The sequence below is a fragment of the Microbacterium sp. Z12_35 genome (genome assembly GCF_058310475.1).
In genome coordinates this window covers 401,356-427,577 of record NZ_JBZEGJ010000002.1, presented here as the reverse complement: position 1 = coordinate 427,577, position 26,222 = coordinate 401,356, and the positions used below count along the sequence as shown (strand labels likewise).

Here is a 26,222-nt window from a genome sequence, read left to right as displayed (position 1 = left end):
TTCCTCAGCCTACGACCCGCTCCTCGGCCCGATCCGCGGCGCCGTCCCGAGACTGATCGACGGGCCGGGCGCGCCGCAGCCGCCCGGATGCCCAGGACCAGAGACGGGGCACGCCGCCGGCGATCCCCTCGGGGAAGAAGAGCACGACGACGATCACGGCGAGCGCGAAGACGGCACCCGGCAGGACGTCGAACGAGGAGTTACCGAGTGGGATCGCAAATCCCTCCAGGTTGATGTGCAGCCACCACACCAGCACCGCACCGATGACGGCGCCGCTGAGCCGGCGCATCCCGCCGAGGACGATCATCATGAGGAACTGCAGGGAGAACGCGAGGGAGAAGGAATCCGGGGTGACGATCCCGAGCACCATGGCGTACAGACCCCCGCCCAGACCCGCGACGAACGCGGCCAGCAGGAAAGACGACATCCGGTAGCGAAAGAGCGGAACGCCGCTCGCGCGGGCCGAGACGTCGCTGAATTCCAGGGCACGGATGGCCAGGCCGTGGCGGGACCGTGCGATAGCGCCCACGCAGAGTACAACCAGCACGAGAACGATCAGCACCACTGCGTATTGTGCGACGGAGCGCCCGACGAGATCGGCCCCCGGGATCATCGGCGCATCGAGGATCAGGCCGTTGGCGCCTCCGGTGAGGTCGCTGATCCCGTCGAGCTTGATCAGCGGGGGAAGGGCGACCACGAGGGCGAGGGTGACCATGGCCAAGTACAGTTCCTGCAGGCGCAGGGCGACCAGCCCGATGATCGTCCCGGCGACGGCGGCCACGATCGCACCGATCACCAAAGCGAACAGCCAGGGAACCCCGAGTGTGAAGGCGACGGCGAAGCCGTAGGCGCCGATCGCCGCGAGCGCACCCTGGCCCAGGGACATCTGCCCGGAAAGGCCGGTGATGAAGTACTGGCTGATCGCGATCACGCCGAGAGCGATCGCGATCGTGGCATTGTCCACGCTGATGATGCCGGGAAAGACGAAGGGGGTCAGGGCCGCGATGCACGCGGCCAGGCCGAGGAAGAACCATGCCGGAACTGTTGCGACGCGGCGTGCGAGAGAGGTACTCACGGTCGGACAACCTTTCCGCGCCCGAAGAACCCCTGCGGGCGGACGAGCAGAACAAGGACCAGGAGAAGGAACGCGATCGGCGTGCGCAGCGCGGCGGCCCCGTCCACGTAGGTTCCGAGGAGGCTCTGGGCCAAGCCGAGGATCAGGCCGCCGAGCACCGCTCCGAGCGGACTGGACAGGCCGCCGACGGCCATGGCCGCGAAGGCGAGGATCATGGGCATGACCATCATGGTCGGCTCGAGCAGCAGCATATTCGCCGAGAGGATGCCGGCGACGCCGCCCACCGCTGCAGCCAGCGCCCAGCCCGCCATGTAGGCCCTGTTCGGTTCGATGCCCACGATGCGGGCGGCGGTCTCGTTGGACGTAGCGCCCTGCAGACCGAGTCCGAGCTTGGTGAAGCGGAAGAACAGGGTGACGAGCACCATCGTCACGATCGCGATGATCAGGACGACGATGACGGTGCTGCTGATGCGCGCGCCACCGATGTCCAGCACCTCCGTTCCGAAGATCGGGGGGAAGGCCTTCGGGATGCCCGTCCAGGTGCTCAGTGTCACGCTCGCGAGAAAGGTGAAGAGGGCGAGGGTGAGGATGGCGATATTGGTGTGCTTCGCCCGCCCCCGGATCGGACGGACCAGGAACGTGAAGATCCCGGCTCCGAGCGCGGCCGATGCCACGAGCGCCAGCACGACTGCCAGCGGCCACGGCACACCGGCGAGGATCAGCGTGTAGGTGATGTACGCCGTGAGCGTCGCCATCTCCCCCTGTGCGAAGTTCACAACGCCGGTCGCCCGGTAGATCAGCACCAGGGCGAGCCCGAGCGCCGCATAAACCGAGCCGTTGGCGATGCCGATGATGATCTGCTCGATCATGACTCCTCCTGCTTACTCAGGGAGCCGAGATAGTGCTCGCGAACGACAGGGTCGCTGGCCAGCGCCGCGCCCGTCCCCTCCATGACGACACGGCCCGAGGAAAGCACGTACCCGCGATCGGCGATCCGCAGCGCCGCCGCCACGTTCTGCTCGGTCATCAGCACTGCGAGTCCTTCCGAGCGGTTCAACGCGACGAGGGCGTCCAGGATTTGTGCAGCCATCATCGGCGCGAGTCCCAACGACGGTTCGTCGAGCAGGAGCATCTTCGGGCGCCCGATGAGCGCCCGGGCGATGACGAGCATCTGCTGTTCACCTCCGGAGAGGGTTCCGGCCCGCTGAGTGCGGCGCTCCTCCAGGCGGGGGAACAGCTCGTACATGCGCAGGATGTCGGGCATCCTCGCCCCTCTCCCGCGGAAGCGGTAGGCGCCGAGGTGCAGGTTCTCCAGGACGGTGAGATCCCCGAAGACCTGGCGCCCCTCGGGGACATGCCCGAGGCCTCGGCGGACCGCTCGCGCGGCCCGCTGATTCTCGATGCGCTCGCCGGCGTAGCTGATCGAGCCGGACGACACACGCACGAGGCCGGTGATGGCCCTCAGCAGCGTGGACTTGCCGGCGCCGTTCGATCCGACGAGAGCGGTGATCTCGCCCTCGTGCGCTTCGAGCGACAGGTCTTCCACGGCCCTGACCGGCCCGTAGGAAACGGCGAGGTGTTCGATGATGAGTGACGACGAGCTCATGCGGCTTCTCCGTCCTCGGCAGCCGCGCCGAGATAGGCCTCCAAGACGGCGCGGTTCTCGCGCACCTCCGCCGGCGTGCCGTCCGCGATCTTGCGCCCGAAGTCGAGCACGGCGATCTTCGAGCACAGGCGCATGACCATGTCGACGTGGTGCTCGATGAGCAGGAAGGAGTGCACGCCACCCTCGCGGTGCAGCTGGGCGATGACGTCGGCGAGTTCCCCGGCCTCCGCGTCGTTGAGGCCCGCGGCAGGTTCGTCGAGGAGCAGCAGCTGGGGATCGGACGCCAGCGCCCGGGCGATGTCGACACGGCGTTGCTGCGGGAACGGCAGCGTGTCCACCCGGCGGTCTGCGAGATCGGCGAGATCGAGCGCGTCCAAGGTGGCCATGGCGGCCTCGCGACGGCTGCGCGTCTCCATCCGGGCACGAGGGAGGCGCAACGCGTAGGCGAGCATTCCGACAGTGCCGGTGTGGTGCGCGCCGACGAGCACGTTCTCGAGCACGGTGAGCTCGGTGAACAGATGCACGTGCTGGAACGTGCGTGCCATGCCCATCGCGGCCAGCTGCTCGGGCTTGCTGCGGTCGATGGACTCGCCGCGCAGGGAGATCGAGCCGGTGTTGTGGGAGAACGTGCGTGAGACGCAGTTGACGAGCGTGGTCTTACCGGCGCCGTTGGGGCCGATGAGGCCGTATGCGTCGCCGCGCTCGATCTTGAGCGAGACGTCGCTGAGGGCTTTGACTCCGCCGAAAGCGATACTCACCCCGCGGGCTTCGAGAAGGACGTCGGCGGTCATGAGGCCTCCCCAGCGAGGAATCGGCGCGGATTGTCGCGGCAGATGGTCTGGACGTCGAGTTCGCCGATGCCCGCGTCTGCGGCCCCGGGGAGGACGACATCGGGGATGAGGCGATAACCGTCGCTATTGCGCCCCCACCCGGAACGCGGCGGGATGCTGTGCGAGAACTCCACCGCCCAGTCGTGGGAGAGCAGGAGGTGGTCGGCCAGGCCCTCGTCCACCGCCGCGACGAGGAGATCGATCCGGGCCTGGAGATCGGCCCCGTGGTCGCCGGGGAATCGGTCGAAGCCCACGAATGCACCGCGCCCGGCGAGCTCCGAGACATAACCGAGGTCGACGGTGTCGTTACTGTGCCCGATGCAGATCCGGGCGGGATCCGCTCCGGCTGCGACGAGAAGATCCAGCTGTCCGAGACCGTCCCGCGTCGCGGAGGCGGAATGCGTGTAGACCGGGGCGCCCGTCAGTCGGCTGGCAATGCCCGCCGCTTCGATGATCACGCGGTATTCGTCGCTGATCGGCCCTTCAGAGGCCACCTTGATGACGCCCGCGCGCACCGAAGTCCCGGCGATACCCTCGGTCAACTCGCGAACGAACAGCGCCGCGACCTCATCCGGCTTGCGTCGATAGAACGACCGGGGCGCATCCATCCAGCATCCGGTGGCCACCACGACGTTGATCCCGCTCTGCATGGAGACACGACGCACGAACTCGACGTTCCGGCCCAGATCGTGGGTCGTGAGATCGACAATGGTGCGGAAGCGAGTGCCCAGCAGGGCGGTGAGCGCGGAGACGGAGTCTGTCTCCAGCCGCGCCTGATCGCCGATGAGCTCGGGGTACGAATCCCAGATGCCCGCGCTCGAGGTCACGACGTGCTCATGCGGGAGAACCCAGCCGAGCCTGTCGAGCTCGACGTCACCAAGCACCGTGTGTACCTTGCGAGTGGTCATGGAATTCGTACCCCGCACGTGCTCAGCCGGCGCAGATCGGGTCGGAGATGAACTCGAACGTCAGATCCGCCGTGTACTGCGTCATCGCCATGCAGCTGATCGCGTCGTGATCCTCAGCCGTTACCGTCACCTCACCGATGACCGGGAGACCCTGCACGTCCTTCAGGTTCTGCGCTGCCTCGACCAGGGCCTCACGTGTGGGGTTTTCTCCTGCCGCCTCCAGAGCGATCATGAAGAGCTTCGTGGCAGCGAAGGTCTGCATCGAGCTGGTGCCCACGGGTGTGGACGGGGAGTACTTCTCCATGAGCTCTCGGTACTCCAGCACAGACTCCTCGTCGCTGTCGATCGAGGGGAAGCTGGAGCCGGCGATCACGCCCTCCAGGGCGTCCGCACCGGCCTCGGAGAGGACCGCGGGGTCGTTCGCATTCGAACTGATGACGAGCGGGGCATCCCAGCCGGTGTCGTTCATCGCCCGCATCGCGAGGATGCCGAACTTGGCGAGCACGAATGAGACGACGACGTCGGCGCCGGACGCTTTCAACGCGGAAATCTGGCTGGAGACGTCCGAGTCCGAGCTCTCATAGGGCTGCTCGGCGACGATGGAGCTGCCGGCGAGTTCGTTGAAGACGCCTTGGAAGCTCTTGCCGAAGTCGTCGTTCTGGTAGAGCACGCCGATCTTCGCGTCGGGGTGCGACTCTTGAAGGTAGTTCCAGATCAGCTCCGGCTCCGTGCTGTAGGACAGCTGGAAGGGGAAGATCAGGGGATAAGTGTCCGGGTCATTGAACTGGGGGGCGCCGGTGACGATCCAGAGGTTCGGCACACCCTGCTCGTCGAGGTACCGCGCGACGGCGTCGTTCACGGGGGTACCCGGCGTCGACACGAAAGCGAAGACGTCGTCCTCGGTGACCGCCTTGCGGGCTGCTGCGAGCGACTTCGCCGGGTCGTAGCCGTTGTCGTACACCTTCAGCTCGACCTGCTTGCCGCCGATGCCGCCCGACTCGTTGACATGCTCCACGTACGCCTCGATGCCGCCCTGGTAGACCGGTCCGTAGTTCGCGGCCGCACCCGAGAGCGGCAGCAGCGCGCCGATGGTGATCGTGTCGCTCTCGGCCGTGTCTCCACCACCGCCCGTGCCCGCGCCCGCGGCGCAACCCGTCAACGCGAGCCCGAGCGCTGTGACAGCGCCGATCGCTTGCAGAATCCGACCTTTGATGTGCATTTCTCTCCTCAATGAAAGATGCCGAAGCTTGTCTTTCCATGCTGTTGTCCGGCGAGATCGCCGTCCAATACCGGGCTGCTCGCCTGTCATAGCCAGCGTCTATCAACGGGTGTGGGCACCGTCTGGGGGCCAAGGTGATCGGGCCTCGGCGTTAGCCGAACGCTCCTCGGGTTTGGAGCTGTTCCCTCTCATCCTCGCCGAGTTCGAGCCACTCCGTGAGCACGTCGCCGGTGTGCTCGCCGAGCCCCGGCGACGGACGCAGCCCCGACGCGGGCGCGCCGGCCATCCGGAGGACGGGACCGGCGAATTCAACGGGACCGGCGACGGGATGATCGATCTCGACGAAGTACTCACGCGCACGCAGTTGCGGATTGCGCACCACATCGGCCACGGTCTGGACCTTGCCGGCCGGCACCCGCGCCTCGCGGAGCGCGGCGACGAGTTCCTCAGACGTCTGGGCCCGAGTCCATCGACGGATCTCGTCCGTCAGGCTGCCGACGTTCTCAAGGCGCAGGGCGTTCGTCGCGAACCGTGGATCGCTGAGCATTTCTGGTCGTCCCATGGCCGTGGCGAGAGCGACGAAGAGCGCGTTGGTCGATGCGCTGAGCTGCACGAACCCATCCGCAGTCTCGAAGACATCTGCGGGGGCCGCGTGGATGCTGCGGTTCCCCTGCCTCGTCGGTTCGACGCCGGCCGCGGTATACCCCGGAACGAAGGTGGCCGACATCGACAGCAGGCTCTCTACGAGAGAGATGTCGATCGCCTGGCCACGGTCAGTGCGCGTCCGTGCGAAGAGCGCGACGACGGCGCCGAGCGCGGCGTGCAGAGCGGCCGCATAATCGGCCACGTAGAAGCCCGCGCGCGAGGGCGCCTCCCCCGGCGCTCCTGTCACGGACTGCAGCCCGCTCACCGCCTGGGCCACGGAGTCGAAGCAGCCGTCGCCGGCCTGCGGACCGGTCTGGCCGTATCCCGACACCGATACGGTCACGAGGCGAGGGTTGATCTCGGCGAGTCGTTCCGCCCCGAGCCCCATCGCCGCCAGGGTGCCCGGCCGGAAGTTCTCGATGAGGATGTCCGCCTGCGTGAGCAGCCGGATGAGCAGGGCGATCCCCGCCTCAGACCTGGTGTCAACCACAACGCCGCGTTTGCTTCGGTTCAGGGCCATGAAGTACGTGGACTCACCGTGGACGTGCGGTCCGGACAGGCGCGAGGGGTCTCCCCCGGGGCTCTCCACCTTGACGACGTCGGCGCCGAGGTCTCCGAGGATCAGCGCGGCGTGCGGCCCGGCGATCCACCGCGACATGTCGATCACCCGAACACCGCTGAGTGGACCGGCGCTCATCGCTGAACCCGGGCGTGCCCGACGGTGACGATCCGTTCCTGTTCGTCTTTCGCGAAGGCATGCAGGTGGACGGCTTCGGCGGTGACCTCGTCGATGACCGCGACGGCGGTCAGCGTGCTGCCCACGAGGACCGGGGCGATGAACGAGAACGAGAAGCTCGATGCGCCGGGCGCGCTGTCGCCGAGATCCTCCAGCACGGTCGAGATGATGTGGGAGGCGGACATCAGGCCCTGCGCGACGGGCGCGGGGTATCCCGCCGCTTCCGCGATGGCCGGCTCGGTGTGGATTCCTCGGCGCAACGGTTGCGGGGTCGGCTGCGCCCAGGAGAACGGGAAGCCGGAGAAGACGATGCTCTGCTCGTAGGAGACGCTCCGCGGTGAAGACCGGATCACATCCCCCGCCCGCGGCTCAGCTCCGGGCACGTACGGGGCGTCGTCCGGTCCGACCTCGGTGGTCACGCGGGGGAGATCCGCAGCCCAGTTCTCTGGCATCTCGCCCGAGTCCTGCTCGGACAGTACGTCGAATCCGACGGTCTCCGTGGCGAGCATCCGGATGGCCTCAACGCCGTCGCTGCCGGTGACCGCGCTGCGGCACGACCGATACCGGCGGCCGCGGCGGATGTACTTCGCGACATGGCTGCCCGTCACCGTGACCTCCTCGTCGACGGCGACCGGCCGGACGATGTCGATGACGGCGCGGGTGTGCAGCCCCCCGACCATCGGCGGTGTGCAGTCGTACCCCAGGAGGAAGAGCTTGAGCAGATCGTTGATGAACAGGGTGGACGGAACGAGACGGTTCCCATCCTCGCGATCCAGATAGCGGGCGGCACTCTCATCAATCGCGAAGGCGTGCGCCCGCACATGCGACTCCGAGACCCGCCCGGAGACGAGCCCCAGATCGTCGCCGACGGCGATGTTGTCCCAAGTAAACCGCGGTTGAGCAGGTGGCAGCGTCACCGTCATGGTGAGGTCCTCTCCGGAGAAGCGTGTCGGTGGTCGTAGAAGCCCCTGCCCGTCTTCGCCCCGAGGGAACCGGCGTCGACGAGGGCCTCGAGGGCGGGGGATATCGGGGTGCCGCGCTCGGCGGCGTACGCACGCTCGATGAGCAGGATGGTGTCCAGCCCGACGGCGTCCATCCGCTCGAACGGTCCGCGGGTAGGGCGCGGTTCGAGCGCGCGATAGATCTCGTCCACCTCTTCGGCGGTCGCGATGCCCTCGTCGACGATCGCTAGCGACTCACGCTTGACTGCCGCCCAGATGCGGTTGTACAGCAACCCGAAGCTGGGCTGAGCAAGCGTGAACACACGGAAGCCGAGAGCCTCCATGAAGGACCGCAGAGCGAGGAGACGTTCCGGCGCTGTGGTACCGGAGGTCATCAGCTCGACCACCTTGCGTTCCCAGGGTCGTACGTAAAAGTGCAGGTTGACCAGTCGGGCGGGGTCGGCGGCGAGACGCGCGACCGGCAAGGAGGATGAGTTCGACGCGATGGTTGCCCGCGGTGCAAGTTCCAAGAGCGCGGTGAGAACCGCCCGCTTGGCCGCCTCATCTTCGCTGATGGCCTCGATCACCAGGTGGACGTCGGAATGACCGTCCAACGCGGGTACCACCTGGATGCGCCCCCGCACCTCCTCATCGTCGATGAACTCGTCCAACCAAGCGCTGGCGTCGTCTCGCTGAAGAGAGCTCTGGTCGAACACCGCGACGTGCGCTGTTCCGGCGAGCGCGAGGGTCGCCGCGATCTGCCGTCCCATCGTCCCGCCGCCCACGACGAGTACGCGGCTGATGTCGTGCTCAGTCATTTCTTGCCACCCCCAGGTTCGAGGTGAGTGCGCCCAAACCCGCATCCACCGGCAGCACCACCCCCGTCATCCAGGACGCTGCGCGGGAGAGCAGGAAAGTCACCGGTGCCGCGATGTCCCACGCGGTGCCTTCGGTTCGAAGCATCGACGTCGACGCCCTGCCCGTGCGGGCACTATCCGTCAGGCCCCTGTCGGCGACCATCGGGGTGTACACCAGGCCCGGAAGCACGGCGTTGACGCGGACACCGTCGGGACCGTGGTGCCCCGCCATGGTGCGGGTGAGACCGACCACGGCCGCCTTGGTCGTGGGGTAACTCAGCGCGTGGTGACCGCCGCGGACAGCCGCGAGTGAGGAGATGTTCACCACACTTCCGCGTGTCTCGATGAGGTCGGGAAGTGCCGCCCGCAAGACCCGGACCATAGAGGTGACATTGACGTCGAAGGCCGTGGACCACGCGACCAGGTCGACCTCCGCCGTGGTACCGCGGGGGCCACCGATGCCGACGTTGTTAACGACCCCGCTGATCGCCGCGAACCGCTCCCGCAGTTCGTCCAGCGCCCTTGTCACATCGGCATCGTCTGTCACGTCGGCCTGCAAGGCGATCACCCGTTCCGCGACGTCCGGGTATATCTCTTCCGCTCGGGCCACGGTGCGCCGGGCCGCGTCGATGTCGACGTCGAGGACACCGATGCGCCCGCCCGCACCCGCGGCATAGGCGGCCACGGCCGCGCCTATCCCCCAGAGGCCTGGCGGGGTGTGCGCGGCCGTGCCGGCACCGGTCACGACGATCACATCGCCGTGCAGGGCGACAGCCGGTTCCTGCGCTGAAACACTCACTGTCGCCTCCTGGTCCGTGCGCGCTCACGCGGAACGCCTCTCTGTCCACCGTGGGCGACCAGTCGCGTAGGCGTCCAATAGGCATTGACCGGTCACTGATACGCGGTTCTTATGGGTACACGGGTGCGCCTGCATCGACGGTCGCTATCGGCTGATCGGCAGCATCTATTGGCTGTGCCACCCCGAGTCGGGAACGCTGGAAATGTGAGGTACGCGCAGACGACGATCGATGGGTCCCCCTATGTGCTGGTCAGCGCCGAGGGCGGTCCTTGGCGGCGCAGCGACTCCCCCCAGACGCTGCTGGCTCTGCTCGGCTCCGGGCGAGATCGCACTCTGTCAGTAACGGATGCGATCCTCACCCGTGGCATCCCCGTCGATACGGAGGTCCACCCGATCGGTGAGTCCTTCGGCACCCCCCCGACCGTGCGGGATTTCTACGCCTTCGAAGACCACGTCAAAGCCGGCCGCCGCTGGCGGGGGCTCGAGATGGACCCGCTGTGGTATGAGCGCCCGGTCTTCTACTTTTCCAACCCCTATGCCGTCGGCGGCGCGGGCGCGGTGTCGATGACGCCGGGCTCGGCGGAGTTCGACTTCGAGATGGAGGTCGCCGCCGTGCTGTGGTCCGGCGGACGCAACCTCGCTCCGGCGGATGCGGAGTCGCACATCGCCGGGTTCTGCATCATGAACGACTGGAGCGGCCGCGACGTCCAGCGCGAGGAGATGCGGCTGTCGATGGGACCCGTCAAGGGCAAGGACACCGCCACCACCCTCGGCCCGATCCTCGTCACGCCGGATGAGCTGGCGGACCGCCGGAGTGGTCGCAGCTTCGATCTGCGGATGAGCGTCGCCGTGAATGGGCGGGTCTACTCGGAATCCAACCTGTCGGAGATCTACTGGAGCTTCCCCGAGATGCTGTCCTACGCGTCGCGCGGCACGGAGGTGCGCGCCGGTGATGTGATCGGGAGCGGGACCGCCAACGGTGGGTGCCTCCTGGAGCTTCGCGGCACCCACGGCACCGAGGGGTACCCGTGGCTGACTCCCGGCGACACCGTCGAGCTTGCCGTGGAGGGTCTCGGGACGCTCCGCAACGAGGTGGTCGCCGCCGACCCGATTCACCCGTTGCGCTGACCGCGGTCCGGCCGCCGCGCGTCGGCCCGGGTGTGAGCTGTTGCTGGCCAGGAGGTTGTTGACGCGCGCGCTCGGAGGGCTGAGAGCGGGATTACTGAAGTATGCGGTCGACGAGTTCGTTAATGGTGGCGTCGACAGATAATCCTGTGTCGAGTGGCGCGGTGAGGTGGTCGAGCATCAGTCCGTCGATGGCGTAGTGAAACAGGGCGATCTCGGTTCGTCCCCCAGGCAGGCCAGAAGCGTCGTTGAATGCGACATCCTCCTGGAATGCTCGCTGTCGCCACGCTCCGAGCGTCTCGGCGATGGCGGGGCGTCGAGCAGCCTCGAGCCGCAGCTCGAAGAGGGCAAGCGCCACATGCGGGTCAGCGCTGAGTCGTCGCACGACGTCTCGCAGGTAGTCGGCAAAGAGTGCCCGGTCGGGAGACCGAGCGCCACGGGAAGGAACGATCTCGGGATCGGGTGTGAGTCGCTCTCCGATGCGGTCAACGAGTGCGGAGATGACATCGTCGCGGGTCGGGAAGTAATTCGACGCGGTGCCGCGTGGCGTGCCGGCTGCGGCATCGACAGCTCGGTGGGTGAGACCGCGGGCTCCTTCCTGAGCGAGCACACGGATCCCGGCGTCGGCGAGAGCAGAGCGTCGTTCGTCGTTGCGGGCCATGTCGCCCATGCTAGCCAAACCACGACTGCTGTTGTAGTTTAACTACGACAAGTGTCGTGATTGGAGACATCATGCGAGAGCTCATCTATTACGTCGCCGTCAGCATCGACGGGTATATCGCCGACCCGACGGGCGGGTTCGATGCGTTCCTTGTCGAAGGCGATCATGCGTTGGTGGTGTTCGGCGAGTACGCAGATGCCTTACCCGCGCATGCATATGCAGCGCTGGGCATCGAACCACCGAAAACGCGATTCGACACGGTGATCATGGGGTGGAACACACTCACACCCGCCCTCGATATCGGCATCACCAGCCCCTACCCTCACCTGCGTCAGATCGTCGCGAGTCGCCACCCACGCGACGTCGACCCGGCGATCATCCTCACTGACGATCCGCTCGCCACGGTCCGCAGCCTGAAGCGAGAAGAGGGTCTGGACGTCTGGCTCTGCGGTGGTGGCGAGCTTGCAGGCACGCTTCTGTCGGAGATCGATCACCTCGTCATCAAACGCCACCCCGTCGTCTTCGGCTCCGGCATCTCCATGTTCGGCGGTGCCCCCTACGAGCCGTCCGCGTTCGCTCTGACCGAAACCCGCTCCTTCGGGTCGGGTGTTGTGATCGAGGAGTACGCCTCCTGTGGCAGAGCCTGAATACCGTGAGCGTGCACGGGCCATCGCGCGTCGGCCACCGCACGCGAAGGCTCCGTTGACGCTCGAAGGTGGTCGCCGGCTGATCGAGCGGTGTCGCACACGTCCGATCGCTCATGTCGCCGCTGAGATGGGTATCTCCCGCGCGACCGCGTCCAAGTGGTCAACCGTTACCGGCAGTTCGGGGAGGTTGGCCTTCTCGATCGTCCCTCGTGGCCGCGTCAGCCCACCTGCATATCGATGTCAACAAGGTCGGCCGGATCCCCGATGGCGGCGGGTGGCGCATCCACGGCCGTGATAGGCCCGAGGCTCGTGCGTCGAGCGGACGAAGAAGCGAGGCGCCCCGCGCGGATACGTCTACCCCACTCAGCTGTCGATGGGCACACGCGCCTCGCTTACACCGAATCGCTCGACGACGAGAAGGACGTGACCGCAGCCGGGTTCCTCGTACGCGCAAAGACCTGGTTCGCGGACCACGGGGTCACCTCGATCGAGCGCATCGTCACCGACAACGGCGCGCGCTATCGCTCAAACGTGTTCGCCTTGGCCTCATTCAGCTAGCCCTCCGCGTTCGCGCGTCGGTGCGCACGTCCTCCGAAGTGGAGGTAGCTGGGGAGGCCGTTCTCCTCGGCGGGGTTGAAGAAGACCGCGAGGAGGGCGGCGTCAGCGATGGGGAGCTCGAGGAGGAAGGAGTCCTCCCGGGTAACAGGCACCAACGGCAGCTCGATCATCGGCGGCCAGCCCTGCTCTTGCGCCACTCCGTGAGACGGCGTCACCGTAGCACGCAGACGGCCCTCCTCGTCCGCTGAGATCTCGAAGGTCAGTCCCTCACGCTCGTAGCTGCCGGTGTATCGTTCCGGCTCGGTCACTCGCTGGTCGTCGAGGGCTGCGGGGTCAGGTCGCGGACCTACTCCGAGTCGCCGCCCGAACAACCAGTCGGCGAGCTCGCGGTACATGCCCAGCGCACTGTCGACGTTGGTCTGCAGGCAGAACCCGAAGCGCTGCTCGGGGGCCACGCGCATGAAGGCGTTCTGCCCGATGGAGTTCCCGTCGTGGCCGATGACCGTGACATCCCCCCAGCGGTCCAGGATCCAGCCGAGACCCCACCCCTGTCCGAGCACCGAATCGTCCACCAGCTCGACCTGCTGCTCGAGCATGCTCTCCGCCAGCGCCGCGTCCAGCAACCGAGTGCCGTCGGGGGCGACACCGCCGTCGAGGTGCAGTCGCGCGAACGCGAGCACGTCACCAGCCGAGGCCACGAGGGCGGAACCCATCGGCCCGAAGGCGCGCCAGAGCCCCCACGTCGGGCTGACCACCAGGGTCGAGGGATCGTCCTGGTCGGGCACGTGCCCGACCGAAGTGGGGTGGACGATCGCCTCGTCGGCGAAGGACACGGTGTGCTGCAGCCCGAGCGGCGTGAAGATCCGGTCGCGCAGCGCCTGCTCGAATGTCGTTCCCATGAGGACTTCGACGATCCGCCCGAGGATGGAGTAGCCGCTGTTGCTGTAGCTCCAGATGGCACCGGGGGCGGCGATCTGGGGCAGGCCGGCGCACCCGGCAACGTAGGCGGCGAGCGCGTCGTCGCCGCGGCCGGTGTTGGTGAAGTGGTCGCCGTCGAAGCCGCTGGTGTGGGTGAGCAGATCGCGCGGGGTCACGGTGTCGCGAGCATGCCGGTCGGCCACCTCGAAGTCGGGGAGGTACGTACGGATGGGGGTGTCCAGGTCGAGCGCACCCTCCTCGACCAGCATCATGATCAGCGTCGCGGTGTAGAGCTTGCCGATCGAGCCGGGCAGGAACAGCGAATCCGGGGTCGTGGGCAGGCCCGTTCGCAGACTCAGCACACCGGCCGCCACCTCTGTGACGGAGTTCCCGTCCAACACGGCCAGCTGCGCGCCTGGGACGCGGTGTTTAGCGATCAGTTCGGCGAGCTTCTGCTCCAGCTCCTGGGATGTGAACATCCGCGTCTCCTTCTCTCATAACCTACAGTGTAGGTGCATCATACCTACAGTGTAGGTATGCGTGTCAAGAGCGTTATGCTCATCCGGTGGCAGCACTGACGCGGGAGCGAATCGTGGACTGCGCGGTCGCCATGGCCGATCGTGACGGCTTGGACGCTGTGACCCTGCGGCGAATAGCCGGGGAATTAGGCGTCCACGTCACCTCGCTCTATAACCACGTCGAGACGCGCGACGCGATCACCGACGGCATCGTCGATTCTCTGCTCGATCAAGCGCACCTCCCCACGACGACGGTGGACTGGGAAGAGTGGGTCCGCACCTTTTTCGCCGCGATGAGCGCGCTGGCCACGCGTCACCCCGGAGCGTTCGCCGCCCTCTCACGCCGCCCCGTGCAAGGCGCCCGCGCGGCGGCTTCGTTCGAAGTCGCCATGGCGGCGTTCGCCGCGGCGGGGCTTTCACCCGGCGATGCCTACAGCGCCGTGAAGGCGGCCGTGTTCCCCGCGCTGATGGTGGGCGCTGAGCGCAGCTTGCTTGCCCGAGGCGAGCTGCCCGAGACGGTCATGGAGGACCTGCCGCCGGAGAGGTTTCCGCAGTTCCACGCGCTGGAGGGTTACGACCCCGCCCTGGCGTGGTCGTTCAGCCTCGAGACTCTCGTCTCCGGGCTGCGGGCGCAGATCGCGGAGAGCTCCGCCCCCGGTTAGACCCGCCCGGCCACCCGGTCTCCGCCGGGAGAGTGACGTCAGTCGGGCTGCTCGCTGTGGTCTCGAGTATCGGGTTCGGACCGCAGGACATCGGCGATCCCTTCCTCCGGCCGAGGCGGGATGCTCTCGTCGACCTCGAGCTCCGGGATGGTCGGCTCATCGGAGGCCGGAATGCGCTCGTGGGAGGACTGCTCGCTGTGGGAAGACATGCAAAGCCTTTCGATTGGCAACATCCACAGCGTATGACGACGAGCGAGGCGGATCCTCCTGCACCGGATGCGGCGGCCGGCGGCACGTGCGGCAGCCCCGGCATACACCGGGGCTGCCAGACGTCGCTCGCCTCGCGCGATCACACGGAGGGCGATCGGGGGACGAACCGGATCACCGGCAGGAGCCGCCCGGCGTGTGCCTGATACTGGCCGAAGGAGGGCGCCATCCGAACGAAGCGGGCGAACGCCCGCTCGCGCTCAGTGCCGCTGAGCTCCTCGGCGATCACCGGCACCTCGCGGATGCCGCCCGCCTCGGCGACCTCGATGACGGTGCGGGGATGCGCGCGCAGGTTCGCGACCCACGCGGGGTCCTTCGGAGAGCCCATCGCGGAGCCGACCACCATCCACGAGCCGTTCTCCCGGATCGACATGGCCGGGTTGATCCGGGCGAGACCGGTGCGCACACCCCGATGATGGACGAGCACCAGCTGATCGCCCCACCCTCCCACGACGCCGTTGCTCCGCCGGAACTGCGTGATGACCCGGTCATTGAATTCGGTCATGTCGTCGTCTCCTTCGTGTCAGTTCATGAACATGCCGCCGTCGACGTTCAGCGTCTGCCCCGTGACGAAGTCCGCGTCCGGTGAGGCAAGGAAGAACATCGGACCGACGAGGTCTTCGGCGTGCTGGTCGCGCTTGAGGGCTCGCCCCTTGCGCTGACTCTCGATGAGCTCCTGCGGGAAGTTCTCGAGAACAGGTCCGGTGAGGGTGAGACCCGGGGTGAGGAGGTTGACGGTGATGCCGTCCTCGCCGACCTCGCGGGCAAGACTCCGCGTGAATCCGATGAGTCCTGTCTTGGCGGACACGTAGTGAACCTGACCGGCGACGCCCGGGAACATCGATGCCGAGCCGACGTTGACGATGCGCCCCCATCCGCGGCCCTGCATCAACGGCAGAAGCGCGTGGGTGACCAGGAAGTACCCGGTGAGGTTCACATCGATGACGGTGCGCCAGCGGTCGGGGGTGGTGTCGGCGAAGGTGTCGAACGGGAAGAAGCCGGCGACGTTGAGGAGGACGTCGACCCGGCCGAACCCGCGGGCGACCTCGGCCAGAGCTTCGACCTGGGCTTGGTCGGCGATCTCGGCCGCGAGGGTCACGAGGCGTTCGGAGTCGAGGTCCTCGCTCAGCTTCTGTAGCGCGTCTTCGGAGATGTCGGTGGCGATGACGGTGTCGCCGTTGGCCAGGAAGCGGGATACGAGCTTCGCACCCATTCCCCCGGCGGCGCCGGTGATGACGACGACGCGACCGGTGCTGCGGTCAGCGGCAAGAGGAGCGGGGGCGGAAGTGGTGGTGGACATGGAACGGTTGCCTTTCTGGGAGGAGATGTCAGTTGCCGGCCGCGGTATCGGCCAAGCGGGGGTAGTCGGTGTAGCCGGCACTGTTGCCGCCGTAGGCCTTGCTGAGGTCGGGAAGGGCGAGTGCCGCGCCAGCGGCGAGCCGCTCGACCAGGTCGGGGTTGGCGATGAACAGGCGTGCGAACGACACCAGGTCGGCTGTGCCATTGGCGACCAGTTCCAGACGCTCCCGATGGGTCAGCGGGTCGGCTGCGGCGGAGTTGAGGATGAGCACGCCATCCCAGAGCTCGCGCACCGTGGGGGTGAAGCTCGGGTCGCCGGACTCGACGAGGTGCAGGTACGCCAGGTTCAGGGTTCCCAGGCTCGCGATCAGCACCGGGTACACGTCCCGGTAGTCGGTCTCGACCGTGTCTCCCAGGCCGTTGTGGGGGGAGATGCGGATGCCGGTGCGGTCGGAGCCGATCGCCTCGGAGACCGCGCGGGCGACCTCGACGGTCAGTCGGATGCGGTTCTCGACGCTGCCACCCCAGCGGTCGGTGCGCTCATTGGCGTTGGGGGCGAGGAACTGGTGCAGAAGGTATCCGTTGGCACCGTGGATCTCGACGGCGTCGAAGCCCGCATCGATGGCGTTGCGGGCGGCGTCGACGAAGTCGGCGATCGTGGCCTGGATGTCGTCCTCGGTCATGGCCACCGGCACGACGTAGTCCTTCATCCCGGCGGGGGTGAAGATCTGGCCGGCGACTTTCACGGCGGAGGGGCCGACGGGGAGCAGACCCTCATTGCCGACAGCATCCGTGGTGGCCGGATGTCCGATGCGCCCGGTGTGCATGAGCTGGGCGGCGATGATACCGCCTTCGGCGTGGACGCGGTCGGTCACGGCGCGCCACGACGCGACCTGCTCGGCCGTGTGGAGCCCCGGGGTGTCGGGGTAGCCCTGCCCGACGGCGCTGGGCTGAATCCCCTCGGTGATGATGAGTCCGGCGCCGGCGCGCTGGGCGTAGTACTCAGCCATGTCGTCGCTCGCCGTCGTGCCGAAGGCGCGACTGCGAGTCATGGGTGCCATCACGATGCGGTTGCCCAGGTGAAGGCGTCCGACCGAGACCGGCTCGAAGGCGGAAACGGTTCGCGTGCGGAAATCTGGCGTAGTCATTGCTGTCCTTTCGCGACCCATGGTGGATCGTTACTTGTTCGAGCAATGACTTAGCTCATCTTATTCCTTGTTCGAGCAACTTTCTTTGACGCCCGAATTCCACCCGGAGGCCGTCCTCAGGGGACGGGCATGGTGAGCCCCGGCTTCCGCACGCCTTCCAGGGCATGCGACCAGGCGATGAGCTGGTCGAACAGGGTGTTCAGGAGGTCGACTTGGAAGGCGCGGGGTGTGAAGGTGCGGAAGTTCTCGAACTCGGTCATGAGCGGGATCAGGCCGCGGCCGGCCTGGGTGAGCCCGCGGCGGCCGAGGCATCGATGAGTTCGCGGAGGTCATCTGCTGGGACGTTGGCACCGAACGTCGGGTTGCCGGGCTGCAAGAGAACGCCTGCAGCGAGGGGACCGGCGATGACAGGGTCGAACCCGAGCGCGTCGATGAACTCTGCGGTACGCGCGAGGTCGACTTCCCGGTCGCCGGCGAGTGCGATCGCCTTCCGGCCCGAAGCGCCAGCGGGGCGAGCTTCTTCCTCAAGGTCGTGGTAACCCATATGGTTCAGCGCCTTCACGACGCGCGACCCCGGGAGGAAGTCCTGGACGACCTCGCTCGTCGAGGTGCGCGGATCGTTCAGGTCGTCGCGAATGCCGTCGGTTTCCCACCAGTAGTTCATGGCGTCCACAACGAGCTTGCCGTGGAGCTGCGCCGCCGGAACAGCCCGGAACTTCCCGAGAGGCAGCGCAAGCACAACGATGTCGGCCTCGCGGGCGGCGACTTCTGCACCGACGGCAGTCGCGCCGGGCGCGAGCACATCGATGGTGAGAGCGATCCGCTCGGGGTCTCCCGAGCCCGCGATCAACACCCGGTAACCCGCGGCGACGGCAAGGCGGGCGAGCACCGTGCCGACTTTGCCCGCCCCGAGAATCCCCACCGTGACGTCGTCGCTGAAGTTGCTGTCCATGTCATTCCTCTCGCTCATCGCCGGAACGCCGCGCCGGTCATGGTGGGCCGCGTCGGCGTCTCGGCGAGCATCTCGCGGACCATCGGAATCACTTGCGTGCCATACAGCTCGACAGCGCGGAGGCGTGCGCTCGCGGACAGTGCGCCGCCGGCGGTGTAGATCAGGTCGAATCGGCCGACGTCCAGCGTGCGGATGGCATCGGCCATCCTTCGGGCGACGGTCTCCGGCGAGCCCACGTACAGCGACCCTTGCGCGACGTCGGCTTCGAACTCCGACCGCCGCAGGGGTGGCCACCCGCGCAACGCCCCGATACGGTCGCGGATCACCTTGTACCCGGGGTAGAAGATCTCCTTGGCCTCAGCATCCGTCGCCGCGATGAAACCAGGGGAATGCATGCCCACCGGATGGGCAGTCGTGCCCAGCTGCTCGGTTGCACGGCGATACAGATCTACATAGGGCGCGAAGCGGCCGGGGGCGCCTCCGATGATGGCGAGCATGAGCCGGAACCCGTACTGCGCGGTCCGAACGACAGACTGCGGCGTTCCGCCGACGCCGACCCAGGTGCGCAACCGCCCCGAATCGGTTTTCGGGAAGACGTCCGCCTCGTGAAGGGGCGCACGCGTCGTGCCTTCCCACGTGACCGGCTTCTCATCGAGCAAGGCGTGGAACAGATCGATCTTCTCGTCGAAGAGCAGCTCGTAGTCGGCGAGGTCATACCCGAACAGCGGAAACGATTCGGTGAAGGAACCGCGGCCGAGGATGACTTCGGCACGCCCGTTCGAGAGCGCGTCGACCGTGGCGAAGCGCTGGAATACCCGCACCGGGTCGTCGGAGGACAGCACGGTGACGCCGGAGCCGAGACGGATGCGGTCCGTCGCCGTCGCGATGCCGGCCAGCACGGTCTCCGGGGAGGAGATGGCGAACTCGGGGCGGTGGTGCTCTCCGATGGCGATCGCGTCGATCCCCAGCTGGTCGGCCAGGACCGCCTCCGCCACGGTGGCACGGATCGCCGCTGCGTAGGAGACGACCGCGCCTTGGTCGTCGCGTGGCAGGTCTCCGAATGTATCGACGCCGAACTCGAGGTCGGTGTAGTCGCTCATGATCGCTTTCCTTTCGTGAATGTCAGGCATGGGCGGCTTTGCCGCCCTTGATGATTTCGGCCGTGGCACGCCCGGTGAGGCGCCAGTTGCCGGGATCCTCGTGGAGCAACTCGCGCACCCGAGGGACGACACGTTCGCCGAACAGGCTGATGCTGTGCTCACGCGCTTCCCGCGGCATATGCAGCACGTCGTACTTCAGGTCGAAGCGCGACAGGTGGTTGGTACGGACGATGCCCGCGATCTTCTGCGCCACCGTTTCGGGCGATCCGACATACAGCGCTCCACGACCGACCTCCGTCTCGTACCTCTCGGCGGTAGGGGGGTAGAAGCCTCGCTCCTCATTGAGCGCAGCCACGACCGGCTGCCAGTACGTCCAGTGCATGTTCTTCGCCTCCTCGTCACTGTCGGCGATGAAACCGAGGGAGTGCTGACCGATCGGGAGTTCCGGGCGCCCGAACTGGGCGAGCGCACGCAGATACAGCTCGGCATGCCCGGCAAAGCGCTCCGGACGTCCACCGATGATCGCCATCATGAGCGGAAGGCCGTGGCGGGCCGCACGAATGACGGAGTCGGGGCTTCCGCCGATCCCGATCCACGTAGGGATTCCTCCCTGGGGCATTCGAGGATGCAGTCGCACGTTCTCCAGCGGAGCGCGGTAGTCACCGGTCCACGAGACACGGTCCTCACGCATCAGCCGCAGGAACAGGTCGAGCTTCTCCTCGAAGATCTGCTCGTACTCCGCGATGTCGTATCCGAACAGGGCGAACGACTCGATCGCCGATGCGCGGCCCAGCACCAGCTGCGCGCGGCCCCCCGACAGGCCGTCGACCGTCGCGAACTGCTGGTACAGCCGCACGGGATCCTGCGTCGACAGGACGGTCACCGAGGTACCGAGACCGAGGGTCGAGGTCCCCTGCGCGATCGCCGCCAGGATCACCGGGGTGGCCGAGTCGACCATGCCCTCCCGGTAGTGCTCACCGACGCTGAACACGTCGATCCCGACCGACTCTGCGAGCTGCGCCTCCTCGACGAGCAGCCGCAGCGTCTCAGCATCCGACATCACCCGTCCCCCGTCGGTGGCGATGTCACCGAACGAGTTCAGTCCGAACTCGACGTCCCCGATCTGCATTGCCATGGTCAACGCCTTTCTCGTCACCGGCCGCCCGGATTGACGTGTCAATGAGAGAACATAGGTGTTGACATGTCTATTCCCAGAGGAGAAGAGATGGCCCAACACCGGAAGACGCCGTCGCGGGAGCAGTTGCGCATCTGGCGGGACTACATCGAGACCTCGGAGGTGCTTCGCACGCGCCTGGGGAGTCGCCTGCAGAACGAGACATCGCTGTCGGCCGGCGACTACGGTGTGCTCCTCGCCCTGAGCGAGGCGCCGCAGCAGACTGTGCGGTCGTCGGAGCTGGCGGAGCTCGTCGGATGGGAACGCAGTCGGCTGTCGCACCACCTGGGCAGGATGGAGAAACGCCACCTGATCCGGAGGATCCCCTGCGCCGACGACGTGCACGGGGTGGACGTGACAGCCACCGAACTCGGCCGCGATAGGTTCCGGAGAGGGTCCGTCCCACATCTGCGCGCCGTGCACGAGCTGTTCGTCGAGGCGCTGACCCCCGAGCAATTCGCCCATCTCGACGACATCTCCGGCGCGCTACGCCGGCACCTCGGCTTGGACGCCGCGGGCACGCAGGAGTGAAGAGCCCGCACGAGGATCCCCACCCTCGGCGTCACATTACTGATGCGGCCGACACCCGGAGCTGGCAGTGTTCATCGTGTAAACCCTCCCCGTCCCGCACGACGCCCACCCCAAGGAGCACACGATGTCGACTTTCCGCGAACAGTCCGCGCTTGCAGACGCTCGAAAGTACGCCAGTGCTGCAAGCTTCGACATCCAGCAACTCCCGAACGACCTTGAGCAGCAGCAAGCGCTTCGCAACCTGCTCAGTGCGATCGAGTCGTTGATCACGGCCGTCGACGAATTGGCCGAACCCGACGACGAGGAATAGACCGTCCCGACCTTCTTCACCCCGTCGCGCCCGATGTGCGGTGGAACGGGAAGGCGCGCCGTCACGGTCGTTCCGCCGCCGACGGGACTGACGACCGACAACGTTCCACCCCCCGCCTCCACCCTGTCCATGAGGCCGGTGAGCCCGGATCCGCCGGCGGGGTCGGCACCCCCGATGCCGTCGTCCGTGACCACGATGAGGAGCTCGTCGCTCGCGCCGGTGATGTTGGCGGTGATCGCCAGCGCCGTGGCGTTGGCACGTTTGACGGCTCTGAAGGTGCGCGTTCACTTCCCCGGCATCCTCGCGCTCAACGGCGCCGAGGCGTAGATTGCCAGGATTGGTTTGCCGCGGAACTCCCTGGCGAACTTTCATCCGAGGGTGAGGCAGAGCATGAGACGCGACACGGTGAAGATCGGCGAAGACAGGTTCCTCCTCGCCCAGGGCCACGACATCGAGATCGTCAAGGCCGCCACAGTCGCCGCGCTCCGCGCCAACGGCGACCTCGTGGACCTCGTCGTCTACGGCAACCGGGAAGTGTCCGTCCTGGTCTCTCCCGGCGTCGCGGTCCTGTTCACGTCCGAGATTGTCGAAGACGAGGATCAGGACAGCCGCGACACCGGCGACGTCTCCTTCCCGTTCCCGGCGATCAGCGACTACGAGTACATGTAACGGCGCTGCATCCGCTCCGGCCCGCCGGCGCGATGTCGGACCATCGGCAAGGAAGGCGCCGCGCTACGCGCGGGTCGGTGCGTCGTTGGGGGGCTCTGGGATGAGCCGGAGACCTTGCGTGCTGTTCGCGGAGTCGGCCAGGAGTGCGAGCCATCGCCGGTTCAGCGGTCGATCCAGCGGTCGGTCGTAACTAAAGTACAGGGACGAACTCCGCGATATCCACACGGTGCCGTGGAGCCCGGTTTCGGGGACAGCGGCATCCCCGTCGACGTCCTGTTCGTCGTCCCAGCTGAAGCTGAAGCTCTCGTTACGCCGCAGCCGTGTGAGCATGACGGACTGAAGATGCCGAAGCCCCCAGTCCTCGATGCCGATGGCGGGCGCCACGCCATAAATCAAGTGGCCCATGCTCCCCCGTTCGATACCTGTACCCGTCTCAGATGCACGCGCAAACGTGCGCCGCTCCCGGATGACGTGAGCCTACGCCTCCAGGTCCGCAGGACGTGGGATGGGTCGCGTCACGTCTGACCTGACTTCGGGGGCGGGCGTCAGCCCTCAAGCGATCTGGTCGTCGTCCAGATCGACGATGTGCGGTCCCTCGTCGTATCGCGGTGAGGGCGGGTTACGGAGGCGGTTGATTTGGTTCCTCATGTACTCCAGGGCCTGCCCGTTGTCAGCCATCTGGGCGCGGGAGTTGGTGGACTCGGAGATCAGATTGCTGGCCCCGTTGAGCACGAATGTCGCTTCCGTCTCGTTGCCGTCTCGGCTCAACACATTGACCGTCACGGTGTCGGCGATGTTCTCCGTCCCGAGGAGCGCGGCATACTCGGTCAGGCAATCGGCGGTCTCGTCGTCGACGAATACCGACTTATCGGCAAAGGTGATGTGCTTCACGGGCCCCACTGTGGCCCGCTCACACACAGAATCGTGAAGGGGTTGACAGCCCACCCTTCCCCCCGATGCGTTCGAGGCGTTCCCCACTCGACGTCCCACAGAGGGACCCGGCGGCGCAAGCCCTGCCGACCCTGGTCGGCAATGTCGTAGCTTACGGAGGTGACCGAAGCAGAAACGATGGTGAGGACCGAACTCACGGTCAACGGTGAGAGCTACCTGCTCGCGCAGGGGCAGGACCTCGACGAGTTGCGCCGCGAGATGGAGGAAGCCGCTCGCGACGGGGGGCGCTTCGTCGAGTTCGTCGTGGTCGGGAACCGGTCAGTGTCGGTTCTCGTCTCGCCGCGCACGGAGATCGTCATGTCCGTCCAAACGGTCCAATTCGACTCGCGCGACACGGGCGACGACGAGACTCCCTACGGCGGCTTCTTCGATCTCTGAGAAGCCGCGCCTCGTGCCCGCACGCGCGATCGAATACGTAGACAGAGCGCGCAGCCGCGCGCGGTAGAGCAGGAGCCAGAATGGGCAAGTTCTCCTACAACACTCAGGTCAGCGCCACCTTCGATGATCGGCTGCTCGCTCACCTTCAGATCGTCATCGGTACCAAGCTCCGTCGAGCGGAGCCGTTCTTCTTCACGTGGAAAGACGATGTCAGCCTCGGCAGCGGCCGCACATCCCTGTGGATTCACCCCGGAGCCTCGCTGACTTTCAAGTTCAGCGGAAACCGCCAGCCCCAGATCAACCGCGCGTGGCTCGAAGTGCTCACCAGCGCGGCGAACTCCCCGACCGGCCTCTACATCATCAGCGAGCCACAGCAGGCCGAGAGGCCAAGTGACGGCATCCTCTACGGCTGACGCCCCCCGGTCCACCTGACACGGTTTCGTACGCTCACTTCTTCGAATCTGGACCCCGGCCCTCACCGGGCTGTGGCACCCGGCACACGTACCCGCGCTCGCGGTTGAGGCATGTCGGCAAGGGAACGCCGCTGCCATAATCGGTTGTCGGTCGGGACCCGGTCGACGACCCGTGCGAATGGACCTGAGGTCGGATGTCTGAGTCTTCCCTGGAGCGATTGCCGCCGGAGATCCCCTCCGGCCGGCTGGCACGTGCAAGGCGCTGGCTGCTCGAGGGACTTGTCGACGGCCAGGGCAGGCATCAAGGTCCGCACGCGCAGACCACGGGCCGGACGCACTCGTGGTGGCAGGTGATGTGCCTGACGGGGGTGGACTACTTCTCCACCCTCGGGTACCAGCCGGCGATCGCGGCGCTGGCGGCCGGGTTGCTGTCTCCGTTGGCGACGATCGTGCTGGTGCTGCTCACCTTGCTCGGTGCGCTGCCGGTGTATCGCCGCGTGGCGCGGGAGAGTTTCAACGGGTCGGGTTCGATCGCGATGCTCGAGCATCTGCTGCCGTGGTGGGCGGGCAAGGTGTTCGTCCTGGTTCTGCTCGGCTTTGCCGCGACCGACTTCATGATCACGATCACCCTCTCGGCCGCCGATGCCACCGCGCACGCGGTGGAGAACCCCTTCGCGCCCGAGTGGTTCGAGGGCAACGAGGTGGCGATCACGCTCTTCCTGGTCACGCTCCTGGCCCTCGTGTTCCTCAAAGGCTTCCGTGAAGCGATCGGCATCGCCGTTGTCCTGGTCGCCGTCTTTCTGGCCCTGAACCTCGTCGTCATCCTGGTCTCCCTCGCGCACGTGGCCCAAGCCCCCCTGGTGGTGACCGACTGGTGGGCAGCACTGAACACCCAGAACGGCAGCCCCTGGCTGATGATCGGCATCGCCCTGCTTGTCTTCCCGAGGCTCGCCCTGGGACTGTCGGGGTTCGAGACCGGCGTCGCCGTGATGCCTCAGATCCGGGGGGACGCCCACGACACGGCGCAGAACCCCGCGGGGAGGATCCGCGGGGCAGGACGCCTTCTGACAACGGCTGCCATCATCATGAGCGCCTTCTTGATCAGCTCCAGCTTCGTGACAACGCTGCTCATTCCGCAGGGAGAGTTTCAGCCGGGCGGCAGCGCCAACGGTAGAGCTCTGGCATATCTTGCGCACGCGTTCCTCGGCGACGGGTTCGGGACCCTCTACGACATCAGTACGATCTGCATCCTCTGGTTCGCCGGCGCCTCCGCGATGGCAGGCCTGCTGAATCTCGTGCCCCGCTATCTGCCGCGGTACGGGATGGCTCCGCACTGGGCGCGCGCGGTCCGCCCGCTGGTACTGGTGTTCACCGCGATCGCCTTCCTGATCACGATCGTCTTCGAGGCGGACGTCGACGCGCAGGGGGGCGCATACGCGACCGGGGTGCTGGTCCTGATCACTTCTGCGTCCGTCGCCGTCACCCTCTCCGCACGGCGGAGGAAGCAGCGTCCCGCCACCATCGGATTCGGCATCATCGCCCTCGTCTTCGTCTACACGACGGTGGCGAACATCATCGAACGACCCGACGGCATCCGTATCGCTGGGCTGTTCATCGTCGGGATCATGGTCATCTCTGCCGTGTCGCGGATCGGTCGCTCCTTCGAGATCCGGGCAACAACCGTCACGTTCGACCGGACTGCGCTGGCCTTCATCGAGGACGACGCGGAGGAGGGCGAGATACGGATCGTCGCCCACGAACCGGATGACGGCAGCCCGGAGGAGTACTCCAGTAAGGATGCCGCCGAGCGGCGGTACTCGCACATCCCGGCAGGGTCCCGGATCATCTTCCTCGAGGTCCACCCCACCGACCCGTCCGAATTCGAGGAAGAACTCCTCGTCGAGGGTGTGGACAGGTTCGGCCACCGCGTGCTGACCGTGAACAGTGCCAACATCCCCAACACGCTGGCCGCCGTGCTCCTGCAGATCCGTGATCAGACCGGCGTGATCCCGACCGCGTATTTCCAATGGACCGAGGGCAACCCGGTCTCGAACATGCTCAAGTACCTATTCGTCGGCTCCGGCGAGGTGGCGCCCGTGACCCGCGAGGTGTTGCGGGAAGCGGAGCCGAACGCGAAGCGGCGCCCCACCATCCACGTCAGCTGAGCGCCGGCGCGGACAACCGCTCGGTAGTCCATCAGGGTCACTTACGTGGCTTCTACCGACGCGGCAGATCCGCCCCCGCTGTGATCCTGTCTGCAGAGCCGGACAGGTGCCGATCACATCGACATCGCCGCTGGTCGGCCGGACGCGCTCACGGGACACG

General features: G+C 66.8%; 32 protein-coding genes and 1 pseudogene. 11 read left to right on the top strand and 22 right to left on the bottom strand.

The annotated features are described in order from the left end of the window. Positions 1-4: 4 nt before the first annotated feature. From AC4FS1_RS14900 to AC4FS1_RS14855, 10 genes are all read right to left on the bottom strand, one after another. Positions 5-1,075, bottom strand: coding sequence for a branched-chain amino acid ABC transporter permease (locus AC4FS1_RS14900; RefSeq protein WP_491156416.1), 1,071 nt, complete (start codon positions 1,073-1,075; stop codon positions 5-7). Next, positions 1,072-1,944 carry a branched-chain amino acid ABC transporter permease gene (locus tag AC4FS1_RS14895; protein WP_491156414.1) on the bottom strand — a complete coding sequence of 291 codons (873 nt, stop codon included), beginning with the start codon at positions 1,942-1,944 and terminating at the stop codon, positions 1,072-1,074. The genes AC4FS1_RS14900 and AC4FS1_RS14895 overlap by 4 nt, the downstream gene beginning before the upstream one ends. Further along, positions 1,941-2,681 (bottom strand): ABC transporter ATP-binding protein, encoded by a 741-nt coding sequence (locus AC4FS1_RS14890; protein WP_491156413.1) that lies wholly within the window; start codon positions 2,679-2,681, stop codon positions 1,941-1,943. The genes AC4FS1_RS14895 and AC4FS1_RS14890 overlap by 4 nt, the downstream gene beginning before the upstream one ends. Continuing rightward, the gene (locus AC4FS1_RS14885; protein ID WP_491156411.1) at positions 2,678-3,472 is read right to left on the bottom strand and encodes an ABC transporter ATP-binding protein; all 795 of its coding nucleotides are present in this window, start codon (positions 3,470-3,472) and stop codon (positions 2,678-2,680) included. The genes AC4FS1_RS14890 and AC4FS1_RS14885 overlap by 4 nt, the downstream gene beginning before the upstream one ends. Further along, positions 3,469-4,419, bottom strand: a complete 951-nt coding sequence (locus AC4FS1_RS14880) for a phosphotriesterase family protein (protein WP_491156410.1) — start codon at positions 4,417-4,419, stop codon at positions 3,469-3,471. The genes AC4FS1_RS14885 and AC4FS1_RS14880 overlap by 4 nt, the downstream gene beginning before the upstream one ends. 22 nt (positions 4,420-4,441) lie before the next feature. After that, positions 4,442-5,638: an ABC transporter substrate-binding protein gene (locus AC4FS1_RS14875; protein WP_491156409.1), complete on the bottom strand. Its 1,197-nt coding sequence runs from the start codon at positions 5,636-5,638 to the stop codon at positions 4,442-4,444. 151 nt (positions 5,639-5,789) lie between these two features. Continuing rightward, positions 5,790-6,980, bottom strand: coding sequence for a CaiB/BaiF CoA transferase family protein (locus AC4FS1_RS14870; RefSeq protein ID WP_491156407.1), 1,191 nt, complete (start codon positions 6,978-6,980; stop codon positions 5,790-5,792). Beyond that, a complete protein-coding gene (locus tag AC4FS1_RS14865; RefSeq protein ID WP_491156405.1) occupies positions 6,977-7,942 on the bottom strand; it encodes a MaoC family dehydratase in 966 nt (321 codons plus the stop codon). Before AC4FS1_RS14865 ends, AC4FS1_RS14870 begins: the two co-directional genes overlap by 4 nt. After that, positions 7,939-8,778, bottom strand: a complete 840-nt coding sequence (locus AC4FS1_RS14860; protein WP_491156403.1) for a 3-hydroxyacyl-CoA dehydrogenase family protein — start codon at positions 8,776-8,778, stop codon at positions 7,939-7,941. The genes AC4FS1_RS14865 and AC4FS1_RS14860 overlap by 4 nt, the downstream gene beginning before the upstream one ends. Then, a complete protein-coding gene (locus AC4FS1_RS14855) occupies positions 8,771-9,616 on the bottom strand; it encodes an SDR family NAD(P)-dependent oxidoreductase (RefSeq protein ID WP_491156401.1) in 846 nt (281 codons plus the stop codon). The genes AC4FS1_RS14860 and AC4FS1_RS14855 overlap by 8 nt, the downstream gene beginning before the upstream one ends. A 204-nt stretch (positions 9,617-9,820) precedes the next feature. On the opposite strand from AC4FS1_RS14855, the gene AC4FS1_RS14850 reads away from it, so the two are divergent. Next, positions 9,821-10,744 carry a fumarylacetoacetate hydrolase family protein gene (locus tag AC4FS1_RS14850; RefSeq protein ID WP_491156399.1) on the top strand — a complete coding sequence of 308 codons (924 nt, stop codon included), beginning with the start codon at positions 9,821-9,823 and terminating at the stop codon, positions 10,742-10,744. Between the two features lie 91 nt (positions 10,745-10,835). On the opposite strand, the gene AC4FS1_RS14845 is transcribed toward AC4FS1_RS14850, so the two are convergent. After that, the gene (locus AC4FS1_RS14845) at positions 10,836-11,402 is read right to left on the bottom strand and encodes a TetR/AcrR family transcriptional regulator (RefSeq protein WP_491156398.1); all 567 of its coding nucleotides are present in this window, start codon (positions 11,400-11,402) and stop codon (positions 10,836-10,838) included. Between the two features lie 71 nt (positions 11,403-11,473). On the opposite strand from AC4FS1_RS14845, the gene AC4FS1_RS14840 reads away from it, so the two are divergent. Both AC4FS1_RS14840 and AC4FS1_RS14835 read left to right on the top strand, forming a co-directional pair. Then, positions 11,474-12,049, top strand: a complete 576-nt coding sequence (locus tag AC4FS1_RS14840) for a dihydrofolate reductase family protein (protein ID WP_491156396.1) — start codon at positions 11,474-11,476, stop codon at positions 12,047-12,049. Positions 12,050-12,071: 22 nt separating this feature from the next. Continuing rightward, a pseudogene (locus AC4FS1_RS14835) lies at positions 12,072-12,589 on the top strand (helix-turn-helix domain-containing protein); the annotation flags it as partial. A 14-nt stretch (positions 12,590-12,603) separates the two neighbouring features. On the opposite strand, the gene AC4FS1_RS14830 reads toward AC4FS1_RS14835, so the two are convergent. Further along, positions 12,604-14,004 (bottom strand): serine hydrolase domain-containing protein, encoded by a 1,401-nt coding sequence (locus AC4FS1_RS14830; RefSeq protein ID WP_491156394.1) that lies wholly within the window; start codon positions 14,002-14,004, stop codon positions 12,604-12,606. 86 nt (positions 14,005-14,090) lie between these two features. On the opposite strand from AC4FS1_RS14830, the gene AC4FS1_RS14825 reads away from it, so the two are divergent. Then, the gene (locus AC4FS1_RS14825; RefSeq protein WP_491156392.1) at positions 14,091-14,705 is read left to right on the top strand and encodes a TetR family transcriptional regulator; all 615 of its coding nucleotides are present in this window, start codon (positions 14,091-14,093) and stop codon (positions 14,703-14,705) included. Between the two features lie 38 nt (positions 14,706-14,743). On the opposite strand, the gene AC4FS1_RS14820 is transcribed toward AC4FS1_RS14825, so the two are convergent. The 8 genes from AC4FS1_RS14820 to AC4FS1_RS14785 form a co-directional block, all read right to left on the bottom strand. After that, positions 14,744-14,914 (bottom strand): hypothetical protein, encoded by a 171-nt coding sequence (locus tag AC4FS1_RS14820; RefSeq protein WP_491156391.1) that lies wholly within the window; start codon positions 14,912-14,914, stop codon positions 14,744-14,746. 140 nt (positions 14,915-15,054) lie between these two features. After that, positions 15,055-15,477, bottom strand: a complete 423-nt coding sequence (locus tag AC4FS1_RS14815) for a nitroreductase/quinone reductase family protein (protein WP_491156389.1) — start codon at positions 15,475-15,477, stop codon at positions 15,055-15,057. 18 nt (positions 15,478-15,495) lie between these two features. Beyond that, complete coding sequence (locus AC4FS1_RS14810; protein ID WP_491156387.1) at positions 15,496-16,272, bottom strand: SDR family NAD(P)-dependent oxidoreductase; 777 nt, start codon at positions 16,270-16,272, stop codon at positions 15,496-15,498. 28 nt (positions 16,273-16,300) lie between these two features. Further along, positions 16,301-17,419 (bottom strand): alkene reductase, encoded by a 1,119-nt coding sequence (locus AC4FS1_RS14805; RefSeq protein WP_491156386.1) that lies wholly within the window; start codon positions 17,417-17,419, stop codon positions 16,301-16,303. 116 nt (positions 17,420-17,535) lie between these two features. After that, complete coding sequence (locus AC4FS1_RS14800; RefSeq protein ID WP_491156384.1) at positions 17,536-17,679, bottom strand: hypothetical protein; 144 nt, start codon at positions 17,677-17,679, stop codon at positions 17,536-17,538. Positions 17,680-17,687: 8 nt separating this feature from the next. After that, on the bottom strand, positions 17,688-18,389 hold the full coding sequence (locus AC4FS1_RS14795; RefSeq protein ID WP_491156382.1) for an NADPH-dependent F420 reductase: 702 nt from the start codon (positions 18,387-18,389) through the stop codon (positions 17,688-17,690). Further along, positions 18,386-19,471, bottom strand: a complete 1,086-nt coding sequence (locus AC4FS1_RS14790; protein WP_491156381.1) for an LLM class flavin-dependent oxidoreductase — start codon at positions 19,469-19,471, stop codon at positions 18,386-18,388. Before AC4FS1_RS14790 ends, AC4FS1_RS14795 begins: the two co-directional genes overlap by 4 nt. 22 nt (positions 19,472-19,493) lie before the next feature. After that, positions 19,494-20,606, bottom strand: a complete 1,113-nt coding sequence (locus tag AC4FS1_RS14785; protein WP_491156380.1) for an LLM class flavin-dependent oxidoreductase — start codon at positions 20,604-20,606, stop codon at positions 19,494-19,496. A gap of 90 nt (positions 20,607-20,696) precedes the next feature. Here AC4FS1_RS14785 and AC4FS1_RS14780 point away from each other — a divergent pair, with 90 nt between their 5' ends. From AC4FS1_RS14780 to AC4FS1_RS14765, 4 genes are all read left to right on the top strand, one after another. Next, on the top strand, positions 20,697-21,176 hold the full coding sequence (locus tag AC4FS1_RS14780; RefSeq protein ID WP_491156378.1) for a MarR family winged helix-turn-helix transcriptional regulator: 480 nt from the start codon (positions 20,697-20,699) through the stop codon (positions 21,174-21,176). A 124-nt stretch (positions 21,177-21,300) separates the two neighbouring features. Continuing rightward, positions 21,301-21,486 (top strand): hypothetical protein, encoded by a 186-nt coding sequence (locus AC4FS1_RS14775; RefSeq protein WP_491156376.1) that lies wholly within the window; start codon positions 21,301-21,303, stop codon positions 21,484-21,486. 186 nt (positions 21,487-21,672) lie between these two features. Next, positions 21,673-21,813 carry a hypothetical protein gene (locus AC4FS1_RS14770; RefSeq protein WP_491156375.1) on the top strand — a complete coding sequence of 47 codons (141 nt, stop codon included), beginning with the start codon at positions 21,673-21,675 and terminating at the stop codon, positions 21,811-21,813. A gap of 63 nt (positions 21,814-21,876) precedes the next feature. Then, positions 21,877-22,155, top strand: a complete 279-nt coding sequence (locus AC4FS1_RS14765) for a hypothetical protein (RefSeq protein WP_491156373.1) — start codon at positions 21,877-21,879, stop codon at positions 22,153-22,155. A gap of 63 nt (positions 22,156-22,218) precedes the next feature. On the opposite strand, the gene AC4FS1_RS14760 is transcribed toward AC4FS1_RS14765, so the two are convergent. Together AC4FS1_RS14760 and AC4FS1_RS14755 are read right to left on the bottom strand one after the other, a co-directional pair. Beyond that, positions 22,219-22,560, bottom strand: a complete 342-nt coding sequence (locus tag AC4FS1_RS14760) for a DUF7882 family protein (protein WP_491156372.1) — start codon at positions 22,558-22,560, stop codon at positions 22,219-22,221. A gap of 147 nt (positions 22,561-22,707) precedes the next feature. Next, positions 22,708-23,046, bottom strand: a complete 339-nt coding sequence (locus AC4FS1_RS14755) for a hypothetical protein (RefSeq protein WP_491156370.1) — start codon at positions 23,044-23,046, stop codon at positions 22,708-22,710. 159 nt (positions 23,047-23,205) lie between these two features. On the opposite strand from AC4FS1_RS14755, the gene AC4FS1_RS14750 reads away from it, so the two are divergent. The 3 genes from AC4FS1_RS14750 to AC4FS1_RS14740 all read left to right on the top strand — a co-directional run bounded on the left by AC4FS1_RS14750 (position 23,206) and on the right by AC4FS1_RS14740 (position 26,062). Next, positions 23,206-23,484 (top strand): hypothetical protein, encoded by a 279-nt coding sequence (locus AC4FS1_RS14750; protein WP_491156368.1) that lies wholly within the window; start codon positions 23,206-23,208, stop codon positions 23,482-23,484. Between the two features lie 80 nt (positions 23,485-23,564). Then, complete coding sequence (locus tag AC4FS1_RS14745; protein ID WP_491156367.1) at positions 23,565-23,897, top strand: DUF7882 family protein; 333 nt, start codon at positions 23,565-23,567, stop codon at positions 23,895-23,897. A gap of 194 nt (positions 23,898-24,091) precedes the next feature. Continuing rightward, entirely contained in the window at positions 24,092-26,062 is a 1,971-nt protein-coding gene (locus AC4FS1_RS14740; RefSeq protein WP_491156365.1) for an APC family permease, read from the top strand. The last annotated feature ends 160 nt before the right edge of the window (positions 26,063-26,222 follow it).